General features: G+C 60.6%; 26 protein-coding genes. 11 read left to right on the top strand and 15 right to left on the bottom strand.

Annotation, left to right across the window (positions count from 1 at the left end):
* The first annotated feature begins 259 nt into the window (after positions 1-259).
* Positions 260-1,468: an ammonium transporter gene (locus tag ACOYXI_RS10575; RefSeq protein ID WP_027613424.1), complete on the top strand. Its 1,209-nt coding sequence runs from the start codon at positions 260-262 to the stop codon at positions 1,466-1,468.
* Here the strand turns inward: ACOYXI_RS10575 and ACOYXI_RS10570 are convergent.
* On the bottom strand, positions 1,465-3,177 hold the full coding sequence (locus ACOYXI_RS10570; protein WP_461674819.1) for a cation:proton antiporter: 1,713 nt from the start codon (positions 3,175-3,177) through the stop codon (positions 1,465-1,467). The genes ACOYXI_RS10575 and ACOYXI_RS10570 overlap by 4 nt on opposite strands.
* A 201-nt stretch (positions 3,178-3,378) precedes the next feature.
* Between ACOYXI_RS10570 and ACOYXI_RS10565 the strand changes: the two genes are divergently transcribed.
* The 3 genes from ACOYXI_RS10565 to ACOYXI_RS10555 all read left to right on the top strand — a co-directional run bounded on the left by ACOYXI_RS10565 (position 3,379) and on the right by ACOYXI_RS10555 (position 5,070).
* A complete protein-coding gene (locus ACOYXI_RS10565) occupies positions 3,379-3,615 on the top strand; it encodes a glutaredoxin family protein (RefSeq protein WP_098964882.1) in 237 nt (78 codons plus the stop codon).
* Between the two features lie 166 nt (positions 3,616-3,781).
* Positions 3,782-4,099, top strand: coding sequence for a transcriptional regulator (locus ACOYXI_RS10560; protein WP_003226726.1), 318 nt, complete (start codon positions 3,782-3,784; stop codon positions 4,097-4,099).
* Positions 4,100-4,179: 80 nt separating this feature from the next.
* Positions 4,180-5,070, top strand: coding sequence for a pseudouridine synthase (locus ACOYXI_RS10555; protein WP_461674818.1), 891 nt, complete (start codon positions 4,180-4,182; stop codon positions 5,068-5,070).
* Positions 5,071-5,146: 76 nt separating this feature from the next.
* On the opposite strand, the gene ACOYXI_RS10550 is transcribed toward ACOYXI_RS10555, so the two are convergent.
* Positions 5,147-5,368 (bottom strand): YgdI/YgdR family lipoprotein, encoded by a 222-nt coding sequence (locus tag ACOYXI_RS10550; protein WP_003226722.1) that lies wholly within the window; start codon positions 5,366-5,368, stop codon positions 5,147-5,149.
* 77 nt (positions 5,369-5,445) lie between these two features.
* On the bottom strand, positions 5,446-6,048 hold the full coding sequence (gene mobA / locus ACOYXI_RS10545; protein WP_461674817.1) for a molybdenum cofactor guanylyltransferase MobA: 603 nt from the start codon (positions 6,046-6,048) through the stop codon (positions 5,446-5,448).
* 82 nt (positions 6,049-6,130) lie between these two features.
* On the opposite strand from mobA, the gene moaB reads away from it, so the two are divergent.
* A complete protein-coding gene (gene moaB / locus ACOYXI_RS10540) occupies positions 6,131-6,670 on the top strand; it encodes a molybdenum cofactor biosynthesis protein B (protein ID WP_003226719.1) in 540 nt (179 codons plus the stop codon).
* Positions 6,654-7,880 (top strand): molybdopterin molybdotransferase MoeA, encoded by a 1,227-nt coding sequence (locus ACOYXI_RS10535; protein WP_223007683.1) that lies wholly within the window; start codon positions 6,654-6,656, stop codon positions 7,878-7,880. The genes moaB and ACOYXI_RS10535 overlap by 17 nt, the downstream gene beginning before the upstream one ends.
* Before the next feature lie 57 nt (positions 7,881-7,937).
* Here ACOYXI_RS10535 and ACOYXI_RS10530 read toward each other — a convergent pair whose 3' ends face one another.
* Complete coding sequence (locus ACOYXI_RS10530) at positions 7,938-8,246, bottom strand: hypothetical protein (protein WP_171061883.1); 309 nt, start codon at positions 8,244-8,246, stop codon at positions 7,938-7,940.
* 318 nt (positions 8,247-8,564) lie between these two features.
* On the opposite strand from ACOYXI_RS10530, the gene yegS reads away from it, so the two are divergent.
* Positions 8,565-9,482: a lipid kinase YegS gene (gene yegS / locus ACOYXI_RS10525; RefSeq protein ID WP_097088281.1), complete on the top strand. Its 918-nt coding sequence runs from the start codon at positions 8,565-8,567 to the stop codon at positions 9,480-9,482.
* On the opposite strand, the gene ACOYXI_RS10520 is transcribed toward yegS, so the two are convergent.
* The 3 genes from ACOYXI_RS10520 to ACOYXI_RS10510 all read right to left on the bottom strand — a co-directional run bounded on the left by ACOYXI_RS10520 (position 9,466) and on the right by ACOYXI_RS10510 (position 11,977).
* The gene (locus tag ACOYXI_RS10520) at positions 9,466-10,125 is read right to left on the bottom strand and encodes a response regulator (protein ID WP_007969079.1); all 660 of its coding nucleotides are present in this window, start codon (positions 10,123-10,125) and stop codon (positions 9,466-9,468) included. The two genes, yegS and ACOYXI_RS10520, sit on opposite strands and share 17 nt — an antisense overlap.
* Positions 10,122-11,015 (bottom strand): sensor histidine kinase, encoded by an 894-nt coding sequence (locus ACOYXI_RS10515; RefSeq protein WP_027613415.1) that lies wholly within the window; start codon positions 11,013-11,015, stop codon positions 10,122-10,124. The genes ACOYXI_RS10520 and ACOYXI_RS10515 overlap by 4 nt, the downstream gene beginning before the upstream one ends.
* Positions 11,016-11,506: 491 nt before the next feature.
* Positions 11,507-11,977 (bottom strand): hypothetical protein, encoded by a 471-nt coding sequence (locus ACOYXI_RS10510; RefSeq protein ID WP_098964877.1) that lies wholly within the window; start codon positions 11,975-11,977, stop codon positions 11,507-11,509.
* Between the two features lie 456 nt (positions 11,978-12,433).
* On the opposite strand from ACOYXI_RS10510, the gene ACOYXI_RS10505 reads away from it, so the two are divergent.
* The gene (locus tag ACOYXI_RS10505; RefSeq protein WP_003226705.1) at positions 12,434-13,369 is read left to right on the top strand and encodes a chemotaxis protein CheV; all 936 of its coding nucleotides are present in this window, start codon (positions 12,434-12,436) and stop codon (positions 13,367-13,369) included.
* Between the two features lie 200 nt (positions 13,370-13,569).
* On the top strand, positions 13,570-14,376 hold the full coding sequence (locus tag ACOYXI_RS10500) for an MOSC domain-containing protein (RefSeq protein WP_134786999.1): 807 nt from the start codon (positions 13,570-13,572) through the stop codon (positions 14,374-14,376).
* A gap of 69 nt (positions 14,377-14,445) precedes the next feature.
* On the opposite strand, the gene ppnP is transcribed toward ACOYXI_RS10500, so the two are convergent.
* The 8 genes from ppnP to ACOYXI_RS10460 all read right to left on the bottom strand — a co-directional run bounded on the left by ppnP (position 14,446) and on the right by ACOYXI_RS10460 (position 23,803).
* Complete coding sequence (gene ppnP / locus ACOYXI_RS10495) at positions 14,446-14,730, bottom strand: pyrimidine/purine nucleoside phosphorylase (RefSeq protein WP_097088279.1); 285 nt, start codon at positions 14,728-14,730, stop codon at positions 14,446-14,448.
* Positions 14,731-14,844: 114 nt separating this feature from the next.
* Entirely contained in the window at positions 14,845-15,387 is a 543-nt protein-coding gene (locus tag ACOYXI_RS10490; RefSeq protein ID WP_134786998.1) for a 3'-5' exonuclease, read from the bottom strand.
* Positions 15,388-15,457: 70 nt separating this feature from the next.
* On the bottom strand, positions 15,458-17,419 hold the full coding sequence (locus ACOYXI_RS10485; RefSeq protein WP_282412424.1) for an acetyl/propionyl/methylcrotonyl-CoA carboxylase subunit alpha: 1,962 nt from the start codon (positions 17,417-17,419) through the stop codon (positions 15,458-15,460).
* Positions 17,420-17,528: 109 nt separating this feature from the next.
* The gene (locus ACOYXI_RS10480) at positions 17,529-18,326 is read right to left on the bottom strand and encodes an enoyl-CoA hydratase/isomerase family protein (RefSeq protein ID WP_461674816.1); all 798 of its coding nucleotides are present in this window, start codon (positions 18,324-18,326) and stop codon (positions 17,529-17,531) included.
* Entirely contained in the window at positions 18,323-19,480 is a 1,158-nt protein-coding gene (atuD, locus tag ACOYXI_RS10475; protein ID WP_027613409.1) for a citronellyl-CoA dehydrogenase, read from the bottom strand. The genes ACOYXI_RS10480 and atuD overlap by 4 nt, the downstream gene beginning before the upstream one ends.
* A 30-nt stretch (positions 19,481-19,510) precedes the next feature.
* Positions 19,511-21,127, bottom strand: coding sequence for a geranyl-CoA carboxylase subunit beta (gene atuC, locus ACOYXI_RS10470; protein ID WP_098964870.1), 1,617 nt, complete (start codon positions 21,125-21,127; stop codon positions 19,511-19,513).
* A gap of 3 nt (positions 21,128-21,130) precedes the next feature.
* Entirely contained in the window at positions 21,131-22,000 is an 870-nt protein-coding gene (locus ACOYXI_RS10465) for an SDR family oxidoreductase (protein WP_115989249.1), read from the bottom strand.
* Positions 22,001-22,012: 12 nt separating this feature from the next.
* Positions 22,013-23,803, bottom strand: a complete 1,791-nt coding sequence (locus ACOYXI_RS10460) for an acyclic terpene utilization AtuA family protein (RefSeq protein ID WP_461674815.1) — start codon at positions 23,801-23,803, stop codon at positions 22,013-22,015.
* A gap of 183 nt (positions 23,804-23,986) precedes the next feature.
* On the opposite strand from ACOYXI_RS10460, the gene ACOYXI_RS10455 reads away from it, so the two are divergent.
* Both ACOYXI_RS10455 and ACOYXI_RS10450 read left to right on the top strand, forming a co-directional pair.
* Positions 23,987-24,610, top strand: a complete 624-nt coding sequence (locus ACOYXI_RS10455) for a TetR/AcrR family transcriptional regulator (RefSeq protein WP_223007670.1) — start codon at positions 23,987-23,989, stop codon at positions 24,608-24,610.
* Between the two features lie 92 nt (positions 24,611-24,702).
* Positions 24,703-25,500: a substrate-binding periplasmic protein gene (locus tag ACOYXI_RS10450; protein WP_098964866.1), complete on the top strand. Its 798-nt coding sequence runs from the start codon at positions 24,703-24,705 to the stop codon at positions 25,498-25,500.
* The last annotated feature ends 6 nt before the right edge of the window (positions 25,501-25,506 follow it).

Here is a 25,506-nt window from a genome sequence, read left to right as displayed (position 1 = left end):
TGCGCGAAGGTTCAGTACAAATGACTGGTACAGCTTTTGCTATGTCGTGGTGCGTTCTGCTGCCGCCGTGCGCTGTTGGCGGGCGTACATGCAGCAAAACCTTAACTCAAATAATCCTGGTTCGTGTCAGGACATCGACCTTGTGCGCCAAACCGGTTCATCGCAGCTTCATTGCGCAGACCGACCGGTCGCAACTTGGTGCATGAATTGTCCGCGCGAACCGCTTTGGTGCCTTTTTAGCCTTCAGGTCTGCCTCTTTATGGAAAATCTGCAAAGCGCTGTGGACACGCTGGTTCACAGCTCCAACACGTTGTTCATTCTGATCGGTGCGGTGATGGTGCTGGCGATGCACGCCGGTTTCGCCTTCCTTGAAGTCGGCACGGTGCGCCAGAAAAACCAGGTCAACGCACTGTCGAAGATCCTCAGCGACTTTGCCGTTTCGACCCTGGCCTATTTCTTTATAGGCTATTGGATCTCCTACGGGGTGACCTTCATGCAACCGGCGGCGGTGCTGAGTGCCGATCACGGTTACGGTCTGGTGAAGTTTTTCTTCCTGCTGACCTTCGCCGCGGCGATTCCGGCGATCATCTCCGGCGGGATTGCCGAGCGCGCGCGCTTCGTTCCGCAGTTGTGTGCAACGGCGCTAATCGTGGCGTTCATCTACCCGTTTTTCGAGGGCATGGTCTGGAACGGCAACTTCGGTCTGCAGGCCTGGCTGACGGCACGTTTTGGCGCGGCGTTCCATGATTTCGCCGGATCGGTGGTGGTGCACGCCATGGGCGGCTGGCTGGCACTGGCGGCGGTTTTGCTGCTCGGCCCGCGCAATGGCCGTTATCGCGAAGGGCGTCTGGTGGCGTTCGCACCGTCGAGCATTCCGTTTCTGGCGCTGGGTTCGTGGATTCTGATTGTCGGCTGGTTCGGCTTCAACGTGATGAGCGCGCAGACCTTGCAGGGCGTCAGCGGTCTGGTGGCGGTCAACTCGCTGATGGCCATGGTCGGCGGCACGGTGGCGGCGCTGATCGTCGGGCGCAATGACCCGGGCTTCCTGCACAACGGTCCGTTGGCCGGGCTGGTGGCGATCTGCGCCGGTTCCGACCTGATGCACCCGGTGGGTGCGCTGGTGACCGGCGCGATTGCCGGTGCACTGTTTGTCTGGTGCTTTACCGCCGCGCAAGTCAAATGGCGTATCGACGATGTACTCGGCGTCTGGCCGTTGCACGGTTTGTGCGGGGTGTGGGGCGGGATCGCCTGCGGCATCTTCGGCCAGACTGCGCTGGGTGGCCTCGGTGGCGTCAGCCTGATCAGTCAGTTGATCGGCACTGCGCTCGGTGTGGTGGTCGCATTGCTCGGCGGATTCGCCGTTTACGGCGTGATCAAGGCCTTGCACGGCCTGCGCCTGAGTCAGGAACAAGAGTATTACGGCGCCGACCTGTCGCTGCACAAGATCGGCGCGGTCAGTCAGGACTAAGTTTCCTTGTCGTCGGTGCCGGGGTAAAAGCCATGCAACAGGCGATAGCGATTGATGCGCACCTGGTCGACTTTCTCCTGTACCTGATGAGCTGGCAGACCGAGCATGATCAAGGCGTGGGAGGCGAGCATCAGGCTCGACTCCAATAACTCCGGCACCACTTCGGTGGCGCCGGCCGCTTTGAGTTCAGCCCATTGGCTGTCATCGCGGGTGCGCACCAGAATCGGTATCCGCGCATTGAGCCGGCGCGCTTCCTTGAGAATTCGCAGACTGACATCGCTCTGATCCACGGCGATCACCAGCAGTTTCGCGCGCAACAATCCGATGGCCGTTAGCAAGTCACCGCGCGATGAGTCGCCATAATGCACATCACTTTCCTCGGACGCGGCTTCCTGCACGCGCACCGGATCGTTGTCCAACGCGATGTAAGGTTGATTGGCATTGCGCATGAAGCGGCCGATGGACTGGCCAACGCGCCCGTAGCCGCAAATCACCACATGTTGATCCAGACCGGCATTGAGGGCGCTGATTTCCTCGATTTGCGCCTCCTGATTCGGCTTGCGATGCAGGCGCAGGGCAATTTTCGGTGCCCCGCGCAACAATAGCGGGGTCAGCAACATCGAGCAGAACGTCGCCGCCAGCAGCAGGCCGCCGAGTTCGTCAGGCAGCATGCGGTTTTGCTGCATCTGCGCCATCAATGCGAAGCAGAATTCCCCGCCCTGCGCCAACGCCAGGCCGCTGCGCCAGGCAGTTTCGTGATCGCTGCCGCGCCACTTCACCAAAAGCGCGACGACCGTGCCTTTGATCAGCATCAGACCGAGGGTCAGGCCGAGAATCAGCAGGCTGTGACTGACGAACAGTTGCAGGTCGATCAGCATGCCGATGCTGACGAAAAACACCCCGAGCAGGATGTCGCGAAACGGCCGGATGTCGGCCTCTATCTGATGGCGATAGTGGCTCTCGCCCAACAGCATGCCGGCGAGAAATGCGCCAAGGGCAGGGGACAGGCCCAGCAGGTGTGTCAGCCAGGCGGTCAGCAGCACAATCACCAGCGCCAGCAGGACGAACAATTCCGCCGAGCGCGAGGCCGCCACTTCGTGGAACAGCCGTGGCAGCAACCAGCGGCTGGCCAGCAGCAGACCGAAAAACAGCACCACGGTCTTCACCAGCGTCAATGGCAAGGCCCAGTACCAGGCTTGCGTGCTGCTCCCGGCGAACACTGGCACCAGGGTCAGCAACAACACCGCGACCACGTCCTGAAACAGCAAGACCCCGACCGCGTTCTGCCCGTGGCTGCTGAACACTTCGCCCAGGCTGCTCAACTCCTTGGTGACAATCGCCGTCGACGACAACGACAGCCCGGCGCCAAGCAGCAGGGCCGGGGTCGCCGGCATGCCAAGCACGATCAGCACCATTCCCAGTAATGCCGTGCTGAGCAATACCTGCTGACTGCCCAGGCGAAACACCACCTGGCGCAGCGCGATCATTTTCGACAGGGAAAACTCCAGGCCCAGCGAAAACAGCAGAAACACCACGCCCAACTCGGCCACGTCCGGCAGGTGCTCGCTCTCGTTGACCCAGTTGAACGCGGTCGGCCCCACCATCAGGCCCACGCACAGATAGCCCAGCACCGGCGGCAAGCGCAGGCGGCGAAACAGGGCAATCATCACCAGGGATGAGGCGAGGATGATCAGCAGGTTGGCAAACACAAGGCACTCCGATGTCAGGCTCAGGCTTCTCAAGCGTAGAGGCAAAAAGCCCGGGAGCATGGCCTGATTGGCTTTTCTCTGGACTGATTTGCGTCAGGGTTTTGCGTACTGGTTGCCGTGCTCGGGCCTTTGGGCGGCAGCGGCTCGACGGGTTTTCGAGGCAGGCCTAGAATGAATGCTCATTTTCCCGGTTGAGCGATCATGCCTCCTGAATGTCAGTTGTTCGGCACCTTGGGATGCCATTTGTGTGAGTTGGCAGAAGCCGAGTTGATGCCTTTCGTCGAGCACGGTCTGCTGGTCGAACTGGTGGATATTGCTGACGATGAATCCTGGTTCGAGGCTTACAGCCTGCGAATTCCGGTGCTGCGCCGTGTTGATAATGGTGCGGAGCTGAGCTGGCCGTTCAATGCCGATCAGGTCGTGGCATTCCTGCGCTGAGCCTTTTCTTCGGTGACGCGACATGGCTTTCCGCCGGTCGTGACCGTGCATCCTTCCCTTGGCACTCTGTGGTTTATTCGGTTACTGTATGTGCATACAGTAATTGGGTTGGCCTGCTGCTTTGCATGACTTGAGCAGGTGAATCCGGCAGTCAGAGGGACGAACCGTGGTCAATGTCGAACAGTTGAAGAACAGCGTGAACCGGATGTCGGTTGACGTGGTGCGCGAGGCCGTCCTCGAGTTGCGCCTGGACGGGCTGGTCACGGAGGGCAAGACGCCTTTCAACAAACTGCATTTCAACACCTGTTTTGCCGAGATCGAGGCGCTGTTCCAGCGTGCCGGTTATCACAAGCAGCTGGATGTGGTCGGTTATCAGGGCTTGCTGTACGCCTTGTATGACCCGGGGCGCTGGGAGGCGGTCGATGTGCTGCGCTGGCTCAAGGAGTTCACCGAAGCCGCGGCGCTCAAGTCGATTCCGGCCTGAGCGGGCCGCAGATTCTGCGCTAGGTTCGTTGCGCTCAGTGTTGGATAATGCCGGCCTGCATTGAGGGTTCGAATTTCCGTATGTCCACACCAACATTTTCCGCTGCGCAGAATCAGGCCAGCACCCTTTACCTGCCTCCGGGTGCGTGGCTTACCGTGCTGGATTGCCTGTGTGAGCATTTCAGTGCGATCAGCCGCGAGCAATGGCTGGACAGAATCGCCCGGGGCCGGGTGCTGGATGGTCAGGGGCAGTCGATTGCGGTGGATCTGCCGTACAAGGAAGGCCTGCGCATTCACTACTTCCGCGAAGTGCCGGATGAAAAGCCGATTCCGGCGCTCGAGTCGATCCTGTATGCGGACGAGCATCTGGTGGTGGCGGACAAACCGCATTTTCTGCCGGTGACACCCGCCGGTGAATACGTCGAACAGACGTTGCTGCGCCGTCTGATCCGTCGCCTCGATAATCCGCACCTGGTGCCACTGCACCGCATTGACCGGCACACGGCGGGGCTGGTGATCTTTTCCGCCAACCCGCAAACCCGCTCGGCTTATCAGTCGTTGTTCCCGACCCGGCAGATCGATAAACGTTATGAAGCGATCGCCCGTGCGCTGCCGGAACTGGAATTTCCCCTCGTGCATAAAAGTCGCCTGATCGACGGCGAACCGTTCTTCCGCATGCAGGAAGGCCCAGGTGTCGCCAATACTGAAACGGCGGTGGAAGTCCGGGAAAAGAATGGTGATCTGTGGCGCTACGGCCTGTACCCGGTGACTGGCAAGAAGCATCAGCTAAGGGTGCATATGACCGCGCTAGGGGCGAGTATCTGTAACGATCCGTTCTACCCGGATGTGTTGAAAGACGTTGAGGATGACTATGCCAATCCGTTGAAGCTGTTGGCACAGGGGCTGCGGTTTGTCGACCCGGTCACCGGCGAAGAACGCGAGTTCGAAAGTCAGATCACCCTGCAGTGGTGACGCCATTCACTTCCCCGCACCCATGAAAAAGCCCGCATTAATGCGGGCTTTTCTGTATCTGGTGTCGACGTAAAGCTTACAGCTCTTTAACGGTACGAACCTGATCCTTGTTGATGCGGGTCTCTTTGCCGTCGAGTTGTTTGAACTCGTAGAAGCCCGAATCTTCATCGTATTTCGGGGTGTCGACGGCCTGGATTTCGCGACCGTCATTCAAGGTGATCACTGTTGGCGACGAGCAACCAGCGAGAGTTGCCAGGCCCAGTGCGAGCATGAAAGTGGCGAGGGTCCGTTGAGTCATGGGTGTGTCTCCGAATGGGAATACTTTGGTTACTGAGCTTGAGACGTGTACAAGGCGTGAGAGTTCCTTGAATGCTGTCAGTCTGACACAGTGTTGTGCGTATTTAACAGTTCGGGGGTGTTCAGGTTGGCCAGGCGCGGGTCATTGTCGGGGCATTGCAGGGCAGTCGCGCCGAGATTGCGCATGATTCGGCCGGGGCTGCGTTCGCCGGCGTTCCACGCGGTTTCGAAGGCGGGCAACAGGGCGACGGGAATTACACACAGCAGGGGTTCCCAGTGGTCGTCGTGACGCAACATTAAAGGTTTTTCAGGAAACAGGCCGGCGGTTTCACGCATGTCCTGCAACAGCGCGGCGTCGATTCGCGGCACATCGCAGGGCAAGACCAGCAGGTGTGGCTGGCGGGCTGCCTTGAGTCCGGCGAGGATGCCGGCCAGGGGACCGGGAAAATCGCCTTGCTCATCGCTGACCAATTGATCGGCGTAGGCTGCATAACGCTCGTGATTGCGATTGCAGGAGATGATCAGATCGTCAGTCAGCGGTCGGACCTTGCGCTGCAAATGCGCAATCAGCGGCTCACCCTGCCATTCGACCAGCCCTTTGTCCTGGCCGCCCATGCGCTGGCCGCGTCCGCCTGCCAGGAGCAGAATGGAGCAGGGGGGCAATGGCGTATTCGAGGTCATGGCAGCTCTCCAGCGGGGCGGCGAAAAATTCAGGCGCTGTGATATAACACCGGGCTGTTTCTCCTACAACTGGACGAGCCTAATGAAAGCCAAGGCCGATGTACCTTTTGCGCCGCTGAACATTGCGGTGCTGACTGTCAGCGATACCCGAACCCTGGAAACCGACACCTCAGGCCAGGTCTTCGTCGACCGCCTGACTGCTGCCGGTCACCGCTTGGCCGAACGGGTCCTGCTCAAAGATGACCTGTACAAGATCCGCGCGCAAGTTGCCCACTGGATTGCCGAGGACGTCGTGCAGGTCGTGTTGATTACCGGCGGCACTGGTTTCACCGGGCGTGACAGCACGCCTGAAGCCGTGGCTTGTCTGCTCGACAAGCAGGTTGACGGCTTCGGTGAACTGTTCCGCCAGATCTCGGTGGCCGATATCGGTACTTCGACCGTGCAGTCGCGGGCACTGGCCGGCCTGGCCAATGGCACACTGGTGTGCTGCCTGCCAGGTTCGACCAATGCGGTGCGCACCGGTTGGGACGGCATTCTCGCCGAACAGCTGGATTCGCGGCACCGTCCGTGCAACTTCGTCCCTCACCTGAAACAGGCGGCGCCCTGTGAATCCCGTGGGTAAGCCGGGCAAGACCGGCAGCCTGATGCCTGTCGAGCAAGCGTTGGCCCGCCTGCTGGAGATGGCTGAAGCCTCGCCGATTGTCGAACGCGAGTTTCTGCCCTTGGCCGAAGTCGAGGGGCGGGTGCTCGCCGAGGACCTGGTTTCGACCCTGGACCTACCACCCTGGCCAAATAGCGCCATGGATGGTTATGCCCTGAATCTGGCCGACTGGACCGGCGCACCGCTGCCGGTCAGCCAGAAAGTCTTTGCCGGGCAGGCGCCTGAGCCGTTGAAGCCCGGTACCTGCGCGCGGATCTTCACCGGTGCGCCAGTGCCTGACGGGGCCGATTGCGTGGAAATGCAGGAGAACGCCGAAGTTCAGGACGATGGCAGCGTGCGTTTCATCGAAACCATGAGCGTCGGCCAGAACATTCGCCCGCAAGGCCAGGAAACCACGGTGGGTGAGTTGATTCTGGCTGCAGGTACCCGGCTGGGACCGATCGAACAAGGTCTGGCGGCGTCGCAGGGGTGTGCCGGGCTGAATGTGGTACGCAAGGTCCGAGTGGCGGTGCTGTCCACCGGCGATGAGCTGGTCGAGCCGGGCCGGCCGCTGGGGCCGGGGCAGATCTACAACAGTAATCGGGTGGTGTTGTGCAGTTGGCTGCAGCGCCTGGGTTGTGAAGTGATTGATGCCGGTATTCTTCCGGACGATCTGGCGACCACGCGGGCGCGCCTTGGCGACTTGCAGGGTGTCGACCTGATTCTCTCGACCGGAGGCGTGTCGGTCGGTGAAGCGGATTTTCTTGGCATCGCATTGCGGGAAGAGGGCGAGCTGGCGCTGTGGAAACTGGCCATCAAACCGGGCAAGCCGCTGACATTCGGTCATTTTCGCAAGGTGCCGGTCATCGGCCTGCCGGGCAACCCCGCTTCGACGCTGGTGACCTTTGCTCTGCTCACGCGGCCCTACTTGTTGCGGCGTCAGGGCGTACAGGATGTCGAACCCCTGAAGTTTACGGTTCCGGCAGGTTTTGTCTGGCCTGTGGCCGGCAATCGGCGCGAATACCTGCGCGGTCGTCTCGAGCAGGGGCGGGCGATCATCTACCGCAATCAAAGCTCCGGTGTGCTGCGCAGCGCGGCCTGGGCGGATGGTCTGGTAGAGGTGCTGGAAGGCCGCACGCTGGTAGAAGGCGATGAGGTCGGGTTCATTCCCCTGAGCGACCTGCTCGGCTGATCCGCTTCCGGTAATTGCAGGCTCGACCGATACCGCGTCGATGCCTGCATTCCTCTGTCAATGGCTCATCAGTGTGACCAACTGATCGAACCGGCTGTTGGCAACCCATCCCAGCAGTCCCAGGACCACCGCCGTCGCACCCGCCGAATAGGCGAGACGGTGCTTGATGGTCTTTACATCCCCGCGAACTTCGTCCATATCCCGACGAATGTATTTGAGGTGGGTTTCCAGTTCGGTCACGCGCGGTTCCATATCAACTTCTCCAGCGGTTCTGGCGTTCTTTCTGAAATCGGATTTGTGACTGGCGCGACTTTCGTCCAGAGGGGCAACTGGACTATTTGCAATTCTGGCTTCATGGCTTGGCATGGAAATGTCCATCGGCTGTTTCAAATGTAAGCGCACCGGCCTTCCCGTCATCCAGACTGCCAACAGCTCCGAGGGTGTATCCAATCATTACCTGCACATCCTTGTGTTGTTGAATCGAAAATTGATACCACCTGCACAAGGTGAATCAAGGATCGTGTCCGGTCAATTGAGCCGATTCCTCACATGTTGTAAGAAAAAATACCGTCGCGTAGGACGCAACAGGTCAGTCGCTTGAATTAAATGGTGTTCCCATGGCTTTTTTGCCTGCACCAGTGGTCAAGATGTTTCATACCGATTCAATCTTGGGGAGTGACCGTAATGAGTGAACGCAGGGCGCTGTTGATTCTGCATGGCAAGCAGGCACTCAATGAGGCGGTTCGCGCCGCCGTCGAAGGCAAACGCAAGCAGGGCTGGGAATTGGCCGTACGGCTGACCTGGGAGGCCGGTGACGCTCAGCGTCTGGTGGAAGAAGCACTGGCGAGTGGCTTTCGGAAGATCATCGCCGGAGGCGGAGATGGCACGTTGCGCGATATCGCTGAAGCGCTTGCCGCGCATCCGGACGAGGCCAGTCTGGTGCTGTTGCCGCTAGGAACGGCTAACGATTTTTCCCGCGCGGCGGGGATCCCGCTGGAGCCGGCCGAAGCACTGGAAATGCTGGACGTGCCACCGCGCAAGATTGACCTGGGCGAAGTCGGTGGGCAGATTTTCCTGAACATGGCGACGGGTGGTTTCGGCAGCCAGGTCACGGCCAATACCTCTGAAGATCTGAAAAAAGTGCTCGGCGGGGCCGCCTATCTGTTCACCGGTTTGTCGCGCTTCAGTGAGCTGCACGCGGCTTACGGTGAACTGCAAGGGCCGGACTTTCACTGGAGCGGCGAGCTGCTCGCATTGGGCATCGGCAACGGTCGTCAGGCAGGCGGCGGACACGTCTTGTGCCCGCAGGCACTGGCGGACGATGGTCTATTGGACATCAGTATTCTGCCGGCGCCACAGGAGTTGGTGGGCACGCTGAAGAACCTGCTCAGCGACGGCTTCGGCCTCGACAATATGTTTGTCCGGGCCCGTTTGCCCTGGGTCGAAATCAAGGTCGCCGAGGGGCTGAGCATCAACCTTGACGGCGAGCCGCTGGAGGGCGACAGCCTGCGTTTCGAGGCGCGCCCCGCCGCCTTGCAGGTGCATTTGCCGGAGCATTCGCCGCTGTTGGGCGGCGCGGGTTCGATCAGTCGTCCAGACTGATGATCTGTTCGCGCACCGCGAACAGCACCAGACCCGCCACGTCGTAGATCTGCAGGCGTTTCATGATCTGCGAGCGGTGGGTCTCGACGGTCTTGATGCTCAGGCCCAGGCCGTTGGCGATCTCCCGGGTGGATTTGCCGCGTACGATCAACCGCAGGATTTCCAGCTGGCGTGCCGTCAGATTGTGCGAGTCGGCGACTTCCGGCTGGTTTTTCTGCGTGCGGGTCAGCGCCTGGTTGATCACGGTGTGGGCGATGGCCGGGCTCAGGTAGCGCTCGTTATTACGCAAGGCTTCGAGGGCGTGTTCAAGCTCGGTGGCCGTGGTGTCCTTGAGCAGGTAACCGTGCGCGCCGGATTCCAGCGCCTGCATGATCAGCGCCGGATCGGTGTGCATCGAGAGAATCAGCACCTTGCTTTGCGGGCGCACCCGCTTGAGCCGTTGCAAGGCTTCCAGGCCACCGGTTTCCTTCATCGAGATATCCAGCAACACGATGTCGGGCGCCAGTTGCTCGACCATTTCGAGCAACTGCGAGCCGTCGCTGGCTTCGCCAACGACCGCGTAACCGGGAATATCGAGCACCAGAGCGCGCACGCCGGCCCTGATCAGCGAGTGGTCATCCACCAGAAGTAAGTTACAAGTCAACGCATAACCTTATTCGTACTGGCCCGCTCGAGTGCACGGGGCGCCCAGGGGAATAGTGCTTCGATTTGAGTGCCTTTGCCCGGCTCGCTGATGACGTTCAGCGTGCCGCCCAACTGTTCGATCCTTTCGGCCATCCCGGCCATTCCGCGCTGTCCTTCCCGGCCCGGGTCCGCGGCAGGCGCAAAGCCTTGGCCGTCGTCGCTGATCAACAGCGTCAGGCCTTTTGGCAAGCGTTGCACGCGGATCAGCAGATTGCTGGCCTGCGCGTGACGCAGAATGTTGGTGACCGCTTCCTGGGCAATGCGAAAGGCAGCGACCGCCATTTCTTCCGGAATGCCATTGAGCCGTTGCTGGCAATCGAGGCTCCAGTGCACCGAGGTGTTCGCCAGGGTCTTGAGCAGGTGCGCGCGCAGACTGGCCTCCAGCCCGAGGCTGGTCAGTTGGCGCGGATTGAGAATGGCGGAAACGTCGCGCACCTTGTTGAGGGTTTCATCAAGGGTGTCGCAGAGTGTCGAGCATTGCGCTTGCAAGTCGGCTGGCAGGCGTTTTTTCAGCCATTCACTTTGCAGCTTGGCCGCTGTCAGTAACTGGCCGATATCGTCGTGCAGTTCACGGCTGAGACGGTGGCGTTCGTTTTCCTGGACTTCCAGCAAACGGTCGGCGAGTTCCTGAGGCTGAAACTTGATCGATTTGCGCGACAGTCGATATTGCACCCAGACACAAGCAGTGGCGGCAATATTCAACAGCAGCAGACCCAGTGAGAGCGGAGCAGACAATCCGTAGGTCAGCAGGCTGCCAGCGGCGGCGATGACACTCAATATGAGAGTGAACCGGCGTGCATTTTCCCGGGACGGTGGCCATTTGATGATTGACTTGAGGCTGGCGTACATAACGGATGGAGCCAATGGATGTTCGCTACGGGCAGACCGGCCGGTGGCTGGCGGATCTCTGTCTGAAAATGCTGTCAATTATGTTATTGATTTTAACGAAGTACAGTGAACGATATTCGACCATCAAGTTCGTTGGATGACAGTCGCTGAATCACTGTGCCATTAGTTGAAAGCAACTAACGGTCGGCATAATACCACTTAAGATACCGTTGGTCGCGTTTGCGATATATGTCCAATGAGTCAGGAAATACGTCATGTTGGACGTGAGTTCCATTATGGAAAATGTCGTTTTATTGTGCTTGGTAGAGATCCGTGCGGTTCGAAGTTGATCGTTACACAGATACAGGCAAACCCTGAGGCCGCGGCAGAATATCTGCTGGTGTCAGATGTGATTATTTAATTCGAATTGTCGCTGGCAGGTATGAACTATCCAATTGCGACATTCAGCGATTCCCGTCTTCAGCCTGGATTTACGCTTTGAATGCGGCGGATCACGCCTGACGCTCGGAATAAGACAACAGCGAAACCGGCTGAGGCCGGAGCGGTGGCTTGAACTGGTTTTGACCGACCTGAAACGCGAAAGCTTCGATCAGTGAGGTTTGTTCGCTGCCATCCAGGCTCAATTGGCCGGTATTGTGATCGACCAGTTCAATCTGCCAGGCCATCAAGGTGAAACAGTCCTGCAGCGCATTCAGCGCCTGTGCGTGCAGATCGATATGATCCGGCGCGTGGTCGAGCAGGCTGTGAATATGCAGGGAAAACTCGGAGATCGCCTCCAGTGCCAACGCTTCAGCCCGACTCGCCAGTTTGAGCAGGGTGTTGCGCATGCAGTCGATGGCGTCTTTGTCGTTGCTGATCAATTGCAGGTGGCTCAGGCACTCTTCGGACTTGGCCAGGAGTGTTTCAGCTTCGACGAGGAATTCGGGAAAGCGTTGCGCCCAGTCTTTACGGTCGATTGGCATGCTTATCTCCACAGCGTCATGTCTGATGAGGGAATGCCGTGTGTGTCGACGTTCGTGGATCGTCGGGAGATCGCGCCCCACCGTGCAATTGCACTGGCTGAGGTTTTCCAGAGGGTGGGGTTCCACTGACCTGCGATCGCACACAATAGCCTGACTCCGTTCATGCAATGAGAATGGCGTCACATTAATGGCTATTGGATATTGCGAACATCAGGTTGGGCCTGATTGTTCCTAGGGGATTCCCTTACGCGCGGGAACCTGTGGCGCAAACTGTGGTCGCGCCAGAAGAGAATGTAGCAGATGAAAACACCGGGTCAGTAAACCATGATGTTAATGTGACATCAATGCCCATGTGTGGCATTTTGATGGTGAATTTTGTGGGGATCAAGAATCGCCATAAACAGCCGATAACCCCACTTAGTAGTGAATTCATCAGAACAAGCCCAGGAGTCATTGATGGCCGGCATTCTCGACACGGTAGACCAACGCACGCAACTGGTGGGTGAGAATCGCCTGGAAATTCTCATGTTTCGACTGGCCGGACGCCAATTGTTCGCGATCAACGTGTTCAAGGTTCAGGAAGTTCTCCAACTGCCGAAGTTGACCCTGATGCCACAGCGTCACCCGTTTGTCTGCGGCGTGGTCAACCTGCGTGGGCAGACGCTGCCGGTGATCGATCTGTCTCAGGCGATCGGCATGCGCCCGCTGGTGCCGGGCCCGAACAGCACCATCATCGTCACCGAGTACAACCGTTCGGTGCAGGCTTTCCTCGTCGGTGGCGTGGATCGCATCGTCAACATGAACTGGGAAGCCATTCTGCCGCCGCCGACCAGTGCTGGCCGCCAGCACTACCTGACTGCAATCAGCAAGGTTGACGATCAATTGGTGGAAATCATCGACGTCGAGAAAGTCCTCGCCGAAATCGTCCCGTACAACGCCAAGGTCTCGCGTGACAAGCTCGATGATCCGGTGCTGGAGCGTGCCCGTGGCCGCGAAGTGCTTCTGGTGGACGACTCCAACGTGGCGCTTTCGCAACTGCGCGACACCCTTGGCCAGCTCGGGGTGAAAATGCACATCGCCAGCGACGGTCTGAAGGCGCTGAACATGCTCAAGGCCTGGGCCGATACCGGCGTGAACATGACCGACAAACTGCTGATGGTGTTCACCGACGCGGAGATGCCGGAAATGGACGGCTATCGCCTAACCACCGAGATCCGCAACGATCCGCGTCTGCGCGGTCTGTACGTGGTGTTACACACTTCACTGTCCGGCAGCTTCAACGACTCGATGGTGAAGAAGGTCGGTTGCGACAACTTCCTCTCCAAATTCCAGCCGGACAAACTGGTCGATGTGGTGCGTCAGCGTCTGATGCTCGATGAAGTGCCAGCCTGACGAAACCCTGTAGCGAGGGGATTTATCCCCGATGGACTGCGCAGCGGTCCCGCTTCTTGATTCAGGTGGGGCCGCTTCGCGCCCCATCGGGGATAAATCCCCTCGCCACAAAGTTATCTTTTCAGGGGGGCGCGCATCTGTCTTTGATTCGCCGATAAAGCTCGTATAGGGTGGCTTTTTTGCCCACCAGGGAGCTGGCCATGCTGCGTCTGAGCGCGCTTTATCGTTATCCGTTGAAATCCGGCAAACCCGAGATTCTGCAATCGATTGGCCTGGACAAACTGGGCCTTGCAGGGGACCGACGCTGGATGCTCGTGGATGAAGCCAGCGGCCGCTTTCTGACCCAGCGGGCCGAGGCGAAAATGAGCCAGTTGTCGGCGCTGTGGAATGCGCAGGGCGGTCTGACCCTGAGTGCCCCCGGGCTTGCCGCGCTGGACGTGCCATTGCCCGAGGCCGATTCCGACTTGCGCGGTGTGACCATCTGGCGTGACACCCTGCGCGTGCCGGATGCCGGTGATGCAGCGGCCCGCTGGGTCAGCGATTTCATCGGCAAACCGACCCGTCTGGTGCAGGTGCCGCTTGATCGCGCGCGCATGACGCAGGCCGGTTATGGCCGTGAGGACGATCAGGTCGCGTTCGCTGACGGTTTCCCGCTGTTGCTGATTGGCGAAGCGTCACTTGAGGATCTGGTGCAAAAGGTCGGACGACCGCTGGAGATGTTGCGCTTTCGGCCGAATCTGGTGATCGAAGGCAGCGCGGCGTTCGCCGAGGACGGCTGGAAGCGCATTCGTATCGGTGACGTCGAGTTCCGCGTGGTGAAGCCTTGCTCGCGCTGCATTCTGACCACCATCGATCCGCAAACCGGCGAACGCAGTGCTGATCGCGAACCGCTGGCAACCCTGCAGAAATACCGTGCGCAGGCCGATGGTGCGATGTTCGGGCAAAATTTGGTCAACGACAGCAATGGTCAGCTGGAAGTCGGAATGCCGGTGGAAATCCTCGAGTAACCTGCCGGAAATGAAAATGCCCGTGTCCATGGACACGGGCATTTTTTTGCACCGGGAAAAACCGTGGGCTTAGCCGCGGTATTCGCACAGGTAAGCAGTCTCAACGGCGACTTTCAGCTGGAACTTGCTGTTGGCCGGAACGTTGAACTGGCTGCCGGCGGCGAAGGTTTCCCAGTCGCTGCTGTCCGGCAGTTTGACGGTCAGCGCACCGGAGACCACGTGCATGATCTCGCGCTGAGCGGTGCCGAATTCGTATTCGCCCGGGGCCATGACGCCGATGGTCGCCGGACCTTCAGCGGTGCCAAAAGCGATCGACTTGACGGTGCCGTCGAAGTACTCGTTGACTTTGAACATGGGCGATTCCTCTCGAAAAGGGCAAAAAAGGGTTAAAAAAGGCTGGCCAGTATGCACAAGGCTCCCGGCGCCGTCACCTGCCCGGGGCGTGTCCGGCGAGTTCTCGCCCTGACTTCAGAGTGGCAAGACCAACGGCAGCAACCGCGCGGTATTGCGCGCATCTTCCAGGGCTCGGTGCTGTTGACCGCTGAACTGCATGCCGGCCAGTTGCAGCGCACCGTTCAAGCCCAGCGGTCGTTCCAGGCGCCGGGCCTTGGCGAAGCGCTGCTTGAGGTTCATGTGCGGCACCCGGCTCAACAGGCTGTCGAGTTGCAGGCGCTGCCATTCCTGGAGCAACTGCTTGCGGTCGTAATCGCCCCAACTGGCCCAGCCTTCGAGGCGCGTCTGGTGTTGCCCGAGCCAGCGTTCGAATGCTGGCCAGACCTCGCTCAGCGGCTGTGCGGTGTCGATGTTGGCCTGGGTGATGTGCGTGAGCTCACGGCAGAACGGCGTCAGCAACGGCCGCCGGGTCGGTTTGACGAACCGCTGAAAGTGATCCTGCTCGCGACCGGCACGGTCGACCAGCGTCGCGCCGATTTCGATGATTTCCATTTCCGTAACCGGCCAGCCACCTTCATCTGTGGTGGCTTCCAGATCAATGACCAGCCAATGGGGCATCGCAGGTTTCCTGATTTACGCGTCCTGATAGATCAGAGCGTAGTCAAACCTTGCGTTTGCGCCTGGCGACTCACTCGACCTGCAACAGAACCTGACGATTTTTTACCTGATCGCCGACCTTGACCTGCACCCGCTTGAGCACGCCGTCGATGCCGGCCTTGAGCGGATGCTCCATTTTCATTGCCTCCAGCACCACCAGCAACTGACCCTTGCTGACCGGGCTGCCTTCGCTGACCAGCACGTCGACGATGGCACCGTCCATCGGCGCCTTCAGGGTGCCGGAGCTGACGCTGCTCTGACTGCTGATCAGCGCATGAGTTCGATCCTCCAGGCGCAGGTTGCCGGGGTGGGTGAACAGCCAGAGTTCTTCGTCATCGATCCGGTAGGCGTGACGCTGGCGCAGGCCGTCGACTTCCAGCGTCACTGAGCGTTCGTTGCACTCAATAACGGTCAGCGACAGTGCGCGCTGCATCACGTTCACGGTGAAGCGGCCAGCGCCGTTCGCAAGCAGTTGCAAGCTCCATTCCTGCTGTTCCAGCCCGAGGCGGTAATTGAGCGGCGCGCCCGCATTGTTGCGCCAGCCCTTGAGCGGCGCACGATGCGCCTGCGCGCCAGCCTGATAAAACAGCACGGCGGCGATGGCCAGCTCCTCGGCGGTGGGGGCGTAAGTGTGCAGGCATGGGTGGTCAGTGAAATGCTGCGCGATGAACGCGGTGCTGAATTCACCGCTGATGAACTGCGGATGCTGCAGCAGGCTGACCAGCAAACGCTGGTTGCTCTGAACGCCGAGCAGCACGCTGTCCTGCACCGCGCGCAGCAGCTTGCGCCGTGCCTCTTCGCGGGTGGCGCCGTGGGCGATCAGTTTGCCGAGCATCGGATCATAAAACGGGCTGATCGACTGACCTTCGAGCACGCCATGATCGATCCGCGCCCCCGGACCCAACGCCGGTTCCCAGGCCTGTACACGACCGGTCTGCGGCAGGAAATTCTGCGTCGGATCTTCGGCATACAGACGCACTTCCATGGCGTGGCCGTTCAGCGCGAGCTGATCCTGAGTCAACGGCAGCGGCTGCCCCTCGGCGACGGCCAATTGCCAGGCGACCAGATCCTGCCCGGTGATCAGTTCGGTCACCGGATGCTCGACCTGCAGACGCGTGTTCATTTCCAGAAAGTAGAACTGCCCACGGGCATCGAGCAGAAACTCGACGGTGCCCGCACCGAGGTAATTCACCGCGCGGCCAGCCTTCAATGCCGCTTCGCCCATGGCCTGGCGCAACTCGCGGGTCATCACCGGGCAGGGTGCTTCCTCGACGACTTTCTGATGGCGGCGCTGCACCGAGCAATCGCGCTCGCCGAGGTAGATCAGGTTGCCATGGCTATCGCCGAACAGTTGTACCTCGACGTGCCGTGGTTCGATCAGTGCCTGTTCGAGGATCAGTTCGTCGCTGCCGAAACCGTTCAGCGCTTCGGAGCGGGCGGTGCGCAATTGCGCCGGCAATTCCTCGCTGCTGTGCACCAGACGCATGCCGCGTCCACCGCCGCCAGCACTGGCCTTGATCATCAGCGGGTAGCCGATGCGCTCGGCTTCACGCAGCAGAGTGGCGTCGTCCTGCGCGGCGCCTTGATAGCCGGCGATGCAAGGAACACCGGCGTCGAGCATGGCGATTTTCGACAGGCGCTTGCTGCCCATCAGCTCGATGGCCTCGGCGCTGGGGCCGATGAAGGTCAGGTTGGCCGCTGCGCAGGCGCGGGCGAATTCGGCGTTTTCCGAGAGAAAGCCGTAGCCTGGGTGGATCGCGTCGGCACCGCTGCGGCGTGCGGCGTCAAGGATCGCCGGGATGTTCAGATAGGACTGTTGCACCGATGCGGCGCCGATGTTCACCGCTTGATCGGCCATCTGCACGTGCAGGGCATCGGCGTCGGCATCGCTGAATACGGCGACGGTGCGATAGCCGAGGGCCTGGGCGGTGCGCTGGATGCGGCAGGCGATTTCACCGCGGTTGGCGATCAGGATTTTGTGGATGACGGGCATGGCTGTTCCCTCGGAATTTGCGGTGTTGGTGCTGGCCTCTTCGCGAGCAAGCCCGCTCCCACATTTGGAATGCGTTCCGTCTGTGGGAGCGGGCTTGCTCGCGAAGCTTTTAAGGGGCCCATCGCGGTTTACGCTTTTGCACGAAAGCCATGGTGCCCTCGATCCCTTCGGCCCCGGTCACCGCTTCGCTGAACCATTGCGCTGCCTCATCCAGCAATTCACTCGAAGGCTGCCCGGCACTGGCGAGCAGCAGTTTTTTGGTCGCCGCATTCGCTTCGGGTGCGCAGCACAAAACATGGTCGAGCACTTCGTCGAGTCGTTCTGCCAGTGCCTGCGGATCCTGCTCGACGAAATGCACCAGCCCCAACCGCCGCGCCTGATGACCATCGAAACGCGCAGCGGTCAGTGCCAGTCGGCGGGTCTCGGTCAGGCCGATGCGCTGCACCACGAATGGCGCGATCTGCGCCGGCAGCAGACCGAGGCTGGTTTCCGGCAGGCCGAACTGCGCCTGATGATCGGCCATGGCGATATCGCTGACACATGCCAGCCCGAAACCACCACCGAGCACTGCGCCCTGTAAAACGGTGATCAGCACTTGTGGTGCGTCCTGAGCCTCTTGCAGCAGGGCTCCAAAGGCGCGGTTCAACTCGCGGTAAGCGTCGGTGCCTTGGGCACGGGCATTGGCCATGTCCTTGATGTCGCCCCCCGCACAGAAATGCCCACCGGCACCGCTGAGGACCAGAGCGCGAACCCCGCGGTCATCGCGCACCGCCGCCAATACCGCGCGCAGTTCGGCGACCATTTGCAGGCTCATCGCATTGCGGCTGTCCGGGCGATTGAGGGTGATGTGCAGCACGCCGCCGTGCAGTTCCAGCAACAGAGTCTGGCAATCGGGCAGGGGGCTCATTTCTTTTTCCCCGGCAGGATGCCCATGAGTTTGCAGATGATCCCCAGCATGATTTCGTCGGCGCCGCCGCCGATCGAAACCAGCCGCACGTCGCGATAGGCGCGGGCCACCGGGTTGTCCCACATGAAGCCCATGCCGCCCCAATATTGCAGGCAACTGTCGCTGACTTCACGACCGAGACGGCCGGCCTTGAGCTTGGCCATCGACGCCAGACGCGTGACGTCCTGACCTTTCACATATTGCTCGGTGGCCTGATAGACCAGCGCTCGCAGGCATTCGATTTCGGTCTGCAGTTCGGCGAGGCGGAAGTGGATCACCTGATTGTCGATCAGCGCGTTGCCGAACGTCTTGCGCTCCTTGCAGTACTCGATGGTGCTGTCGACGCAATATTCCAGACCCTTGATCATGTTCGCCGCGCCGAACAGGCGTTCTTCCTGGAACTGCAGCATCTGCATCATGAACCCGGCGCCTTCGTGGCCGATGCGGTTGCGCTGCGGCACACGCACGTTATCGAAAAACACCTGGGCAGTTTCCGAGCTGCGCATGCCGAGCTTGTCCAGGTGCGAGCTGAGGCTGATGCCCGGGGTGTTCATCGGCACCATGATCAGCGACTTGTTGATGTGCGGCTTGTCGTCCGAGGTATTGGCCAGCAGGCAGATGAAGTCGGCGCTGGGCGAGTTGGTGATCCACATCTTGCTGCCGTTGATCACGTAGTCGTCGCCGTCCTTGCGCGCGCTGGTCTTGAGTCCGGCGACGTCGGAGCCGGCACCGACTTCCGAGACGCCGATGCAACCGACCTGCTCGCCGGTGATCGCCGGACGGAGGAATTCGTCGCGTAATTCATCGGAGCCGAAACGGGCCAGCGCCGGGGTGCACATGTCGGTCTGCACGCCGATCGACATCGGAATGCCGCCGCAGTGGATAGTGCCGAACTCTTCGGCGGCGACAATCGAATAGCTGTAGTCGAGGCCCATGCCGCCGAATTTTTCCGGCTTGGAAATCCCCAGCAGGCCGAGGTCGCCGGCCTTGCGGAAAATCTCGTGGATTGGAAAGCGTCCGGCCTTTTCCCATTCATCGACGTGCGGGTTGATTTCGTGCTCGACGAATTGGCGGACGGTGCGGCGCAGTGCTTCGTGTTCCGGGGTGAAGATCATTTTTATTGTTCTCCTTGGGATCCGTGGCAGTCAGAAGCGGCTGACGCCGAAGCTGTTGGGTTGCAACGTGCGGATGTCGGCTTCGTGGCAGATATCCAGCAGGTAACCGAGCAGGGTGCGCGTATCGCGCGGATCGATCAGGCCGTCATCCCACAGGTTGGCGCTGCCGTAGAGCGCGGTGGACTGGCTGTCGAGTTTCTGCGCGGTGACCTGTTCGAGCATGTCGAGCATTTTCGGATCCGGCACCAGGCCTTCCTTGAGCTGTTTGGCCTCGGTGACGATGCGCAACACCTTGCCGGCCTGCGCGCCGCCCATCACCGCGGTGCGGCTGTTGGGCCAGGCGAAGATGAAACGTGGATCGAGACCGCGTCCGCACATCGCATAGTTGCCGGCACCGTAGGAGCCACCGACGACAATCGTCAGTTTAGGCACTCGCGCATTGGCCACCGCTTGAATCAGTTTCGAGCCGTGTTTGATCACGCCTTGCTGCTCGGACTCGGTGCCGACCATGAAGCCGGTGGTGTTGTGGAAGAACAGCAGCGGCGTCTGGCTCTGATCGCACAGCTGAATGAACTGCGCGGCCTTGCTCGCGCCGGCGGGGGTGATCGGGCCATTGTTGCCGATCAAGCCGCAGGCGCGGCCCTGGATTTTCAATTGGCCGCAGATGGTTTGCTGATCGAACTCGCCCTTGAATTCGAGAAACTCCGATTCATCGGCAATCCGCGCAACGATTTCGCGCACGTCGTAGGGCTTCTTCGGGTCGTCGGGAATCAGCCCGAGCAGCTCGTCGATCGGGTACAGCGGCGCCTTGTATTGCGGCTCCGGCAGCCACGGCAATTGCTCGTTCCACGGCAGCATGCGCAGGATCTCGCGGACCAGGCGCACGCCATCGGCATCGTTCTCGGCCAGGTACTCGGCGGTGCCGGCGACCTGCGCGTGCATCTCGGCGCCGCCCAGCTCTTCATCGGTGGCGACCTCGCCCGTCGCGGCTTTGAGCAGTGGCGGTCCGGCGAGAAACAGCTTGGCCTTGCCGCGCACCACCACCACGTAATCCGACAGCCCCGGTTGATAGGCGCCACCGGCCGTCGCCGAGCCGTGCACCACGGTAATTTGCGGCAACCCCATGGCCGACATCCGCGCCTGATTGGCAAAACTGCGTGCGCCTTCGACGAATATCTCCGCCGCATAATTGAGGTTGGCGCCGCCGCTCTCTGCCAGAGTGATCACCGGCAGTTTGTTTTCCAGGGCGATCTGTTGCAGCCGCAGGGATTTTTTCAGGCCGGTGGGGGAGATCGTGCCGCCCTTGATCGCGCTGTTGTTGGCCACCACCATCGCCCGTATGCCGGACACGTAACCGATGCCGGCGATCAGGCCGCCACCGGCAGCGCTGCCGTCCTTGTCGTCGTGCAGCTTGTAGCCGGCCAGGCTCGCCAGTTCGAGGAACGGCGCGCCGGGGTCGAGCAGCAGGTTCAGGCGTTCGCGGGGCAGCAGTTGCCCGCGCTTGTCGAATTTGCCCTTGGCTTCGGCAGCCTTGTTCAGCAGGTTCTGTTCCAGTTGCTGGACTTGCTCGATGGCCGTGAGCATCGCCGCGCAGTTGCGCGCGAAAGCTTCACTGTGCGGATCGAGTTGGGACTGGATCTGCGGCATGGCTTACTCCTTGTCCTTGAGCACGTCGGGCAGGTACGCCCGATGGAAACCGTTGAACGACTCGCTGTGGCTTGCCTTGTGCAACGGCCATGCGCGGCTGCCGAGACTGGCCGCACCATCGATTTTCAAGGTGCTGCCGCTGATGAACGCCGCCGCCGGGCTGAGCAGAAAAACGATCGCCGCACTGACCTCCGATTCGGTACCGATGCGTTTGAGTGGCACGTGTTCGCGCAGGGTCGGGATCACGGCTTTGAAAGCGCCTTCATAAGTGTCCATGCCGCTGGACGCGATCCAGCCCGGCGCCACCGCATTGACCCGCACCCCGGCGTACCCCCACTCGAACGCGGCGGTTTTGGTGAAGTTGTCCATCCCCGAACGTGCCGCGCCCGAGTGGCCCATGCCGGGCATGCCGCCCCACATGTCGGCAAGCATGTTGACGATGTTGCCGCCGTGTTTGCTCATCGACTGGTTGAACACTTCCCGGGCCATCAGGAAGCCGCCGACCAGGTTGGTGCGCAATACGGTTTCAAAGCCTTTCTGATTGATCGCGGCCAGTGGCGACGGGTACTGGCCGCCGGCATTGTTGACCAGACCGTGGATCGGCCCGTGTTCGGCGATCAGCCCGGCGACCAGTTGTTTCACCGCGTCTTCGTCACGGATATCGCAGGCCTGCCAATGGGCGCGGCCGCCGTCTTCGCTGATTTCGGCGGCGACCTTTTGCAGCTTCTCCGGTTTGCGCCCGACCAGCAGCACAGTGGCTCCGAGCGCCGCCAGTTCATGCGCGGTGCAACGGCCGATGCCACTGCCGCCACCGGTGACGATGATGGTCTGGCCGCTGAACAGATCGGCTTTGAAAATCGATGCGTAAGCCATGAAGCCCAACCTCTAGTCGAGTTGTTCGGCGATGCTCTGCGGCACCGGGATCTGGATTTCCAGCAGTTGCTGAGCGAAGGCCTTGCCCTGGGGATCGATGCGCAGACTCGCCACGCCACCGCCGCCAAGCGCGTTCTCCAGCAGAAAATTCAGGCTGTGGGTGCCGGGCAGGTACCAGCGTTCTACCCGGCCGTGAATCGGGTCGAGCACATGGCGCATCCAGTCGACGATCACCGCCGGCGTCAGCGCTTCGGCGATCCAGGGCAGGTATTCCGGTCGACGCGGCAGGACACCGATGTTGCTGTGGTTGCCCTTGTCACCGGAGCGCGCCACCGCCAGTTTCACCAACGGCACACTGGCGTCGGCGCGGCCTTGGGGTTTGGGTGGCTGGTCGGGGGTTGGCAGGTCATGGCTGTCGAGCGGCATTTGCGCGGGGAGGGCGCAGGGATGCTGTTCACCGGCCATGTCGATGTGCAGGCTGCAGGCGGTTTTATCGATCAGGAATGAGAACAGACGGATCAGCGGATACACCGTCGGCCGTCCGCCGACGATGCCGGTCAGTCCCGGTGCCATGCCGGTGGCAGCCTGGGCGATTTCCCGGGAGAACAGGATCAGCGCCGGTTTCAGTGGATGGCGCACCGCAAGTTTGATCACCACCTCGCGGCTGTCACGACGCTGGCCGTGAGGGCCGTATGTGGCTTCGCTGCCGAGCAGTTCAATGTTGACTTCGCTGTAGGGTGGCCAGCCGCGTTGGCTGAACATTTCTGCAGTCTTGTCGATGATTGCCTGACTGACGCGGCGCGCCTTGTCCACCGCATCGATGCCGGCGATCAGGCAACTGGCGGTGCAGCGGAAACCGTCCGGGTAAGTTGCGCTGACCTTGTATTTATCGCTGGGCGGCAGGCCTTTGGCTCCGTGGACGTGCACGGCGTTTTTGCCCTGTTGCTGCAGTTTCACTTGAGTGAAATCGCAGACTACATCCGGCAACAGATAGGCCTGCGGATCACCGATTTCATAGAGCATCTGCTCGCCAACCGACAGCGGCGTCACCAACCCGCCGGAGCCTTCGGGTTTGCTCACGATGAACTGGCCGTCGGCACTGACTTCAACGATGGGAAAACCGATGTTTTCGTAGTCCGGCACGTCGCGCCAGTCGGTGAAATTGCCCCCGGTGCATTGCGCGCCGCATTCGATGATGTGCCCGGCCAGCGCGGCCTGGGCCAGTTTGTCGTAGTCGTGCCACGCCCAGCCGAATTCATGCACCAGCGCCGCACTGACCACCGCGCTGTCGACCACGCGCCCGGTGATGACGATGTCGGCGCCCAGGCGCAGGGCTTCGACGATGCCCGGTGCGCCGAGGTAGGCGTTGGTCGATACGCACATCGGCGGCAGCGGCGTGCCGTTGAACATTTCGTGGATGCCTTGGGCGGCAAGTTGCTTGAATTGCGGTTGCAGGTCATCGCCGAGCAGCACGGCGATTTTCAGACTGACCCCGGCCTTGTCGCAGGCAGCCTGCAGGGCGGCGGCACAGGCTTTCGGATTGATCCCGCCGGCATTGCTGATGACGCGGATTTTCTGTTCAGCCAGTTGCGGCAGCAGCGGCGCGAGCACCTCAACGAAGTCCCCGGCGAACCCTGCCTGCGGGTCCTTCATGCGCGCGCCGGCCATGATCGACAGGGTGATTTCGGCCAGGTAATCGAACACCAGATAATCCAGCTGCCCGCCGGCCACAAGTTGTGCGGCGGCGGTACTGGTGTCACCCCAGAATGCGCTGGCGCATCCGATCCGAACGGTGGTTGGCATGGTTGTCTCCGACTCAGGAACCTGCGACAGAAGTGTCTGGAGGCTACCAAGCAAGCGCTTGGTTTGTAAACCACTGAAATATCTTCTGCCCAAGCGCTTGCTTGGTTGCGGCCCGCGGCTTAAATTGCGCGCAACCCTGCGTGTTCAGGGGGCAACAGACTGATCGACTGTAGGAGAGAACGGGTGGACGAGCAAAAAGCCCTGAGGGTCATGCGCGAACTGGTCGACCAAGGCCAGTTGACCGACCCTGACAGCGCCCGCGGCAAACTGCTGCAAGTGGCGGCTCACCTGTTCCGCAACAAGGGTTATGAACGCACCACCGTGCGTGACCTGGCCGGGGCGGTGGGGATCCAGTCCGGGAGCATTTTTCATCACTTCAAAAGCAAGGATGAAATCCTTCGGGCGGTGATGGAAGAAACCATCCGTTACAACACCGCGTTGATGCGCGCCGCGTTGGCTGAAGCCAGTAACGTGCGCGAGCGGGTGCTGGCGCTGATTCGCTGCGAGTTGCAGTCGATCATGGGCGGCAGCGGCGAAGCCATGGCGGTGCTGGTCTATGAATGGCGTTCGCTGTCCGAAGAAGGTCAGGCCCGGGTGCTGGCCCTGCGCGATGTCTACGAAGACATCTGGCTGCAGGTGCTGGGCGAAGCCAAGGAGGCGGGGTTTATCCGTGGCGATGTATTCATTACCCGACGTTTTCTCACTGGCGCGCTGTCCTGGACCACCACCTGGTTTCGTGCCGGCGGCAGCCTGAGCCTCGATCAGTTGGCCGATGAAGCGCTGATTCTGGTGCTCGAAGAGCGTTAACCCACGTTTCAACAGGTCAGGAAACTGGCTAACTGGGCGAAACCGCCTAGCTTGAATGCATTGATCGGTATTTTTTCGGGGAGTGGGGTGTTTTGAAGTCTTCGCCAATTCGGACGGCCACGGGGCTGGTACTCGTCGCGCTGACGGCATTTTCAGGGCTGCCTGCGCAGGCGGCGCAACTGGTTCGAGTGGGCGCCGCGCACTTTCCGCCTTACACCATCCGCCCGGAAAACGGTGCCGACACCGGTCTGCTGCCGGAATTGGTCGAAGCGCTGAATGCGTTGCAGAAGGAGTATCAGTTTGTCCTGGTACCGACCTCGATTCCCCGGCGTTTCGGTGACTTGAAGGAAGGGCGCACCGACATGGCGATTTTCGAAAACCCGGAGTGGGGCTGGAAGGACATTCCACACACCACGGTCGATATGGGTCTGGAAGATGCCGAGATTTTCGTCGCGCAACGCGAGGAGGGTCGGCAGCAGGATTACTTCTCGGACCTCAAGGGCAAGCGGCTGGCGCTGTACAGCGGTTATCACTACGAGTTCGCCAATTTCAACGCCGACCCCAAATTTCTCGCGGATACGTTCAAGGCCACGTTGACCTATTCCCATGACAGCAACCTGTTGATGGTGCTGCGCGGGCGCGCCGACATCGCCTTGGTCACGCGCTCTTATCTGTTCGACTACCTGAAACGCAACGAAAAGGTGGCCGACAAGTTGCTGGTGTCGCAGCGCATCGATCAGGTTTATCACCATTACTCCATTCTGCGCCCGGCCGCGCCGATCACCGGCGAGGCGTTTGGCAAATTGTTGCAGGAGCTGCGGGACAACGGGCAGATGCTGAAGATTTTCGAGCCATACAAGATCGCTCTGGTACCGGTACCGCAACACTGATTTGAC

The organism is Pseudomonas sp. G3-19 (assembly GCF_054855875.1).
This window is presented reverse-complemented; position numbering and strand designations above follow the sequence as displayed.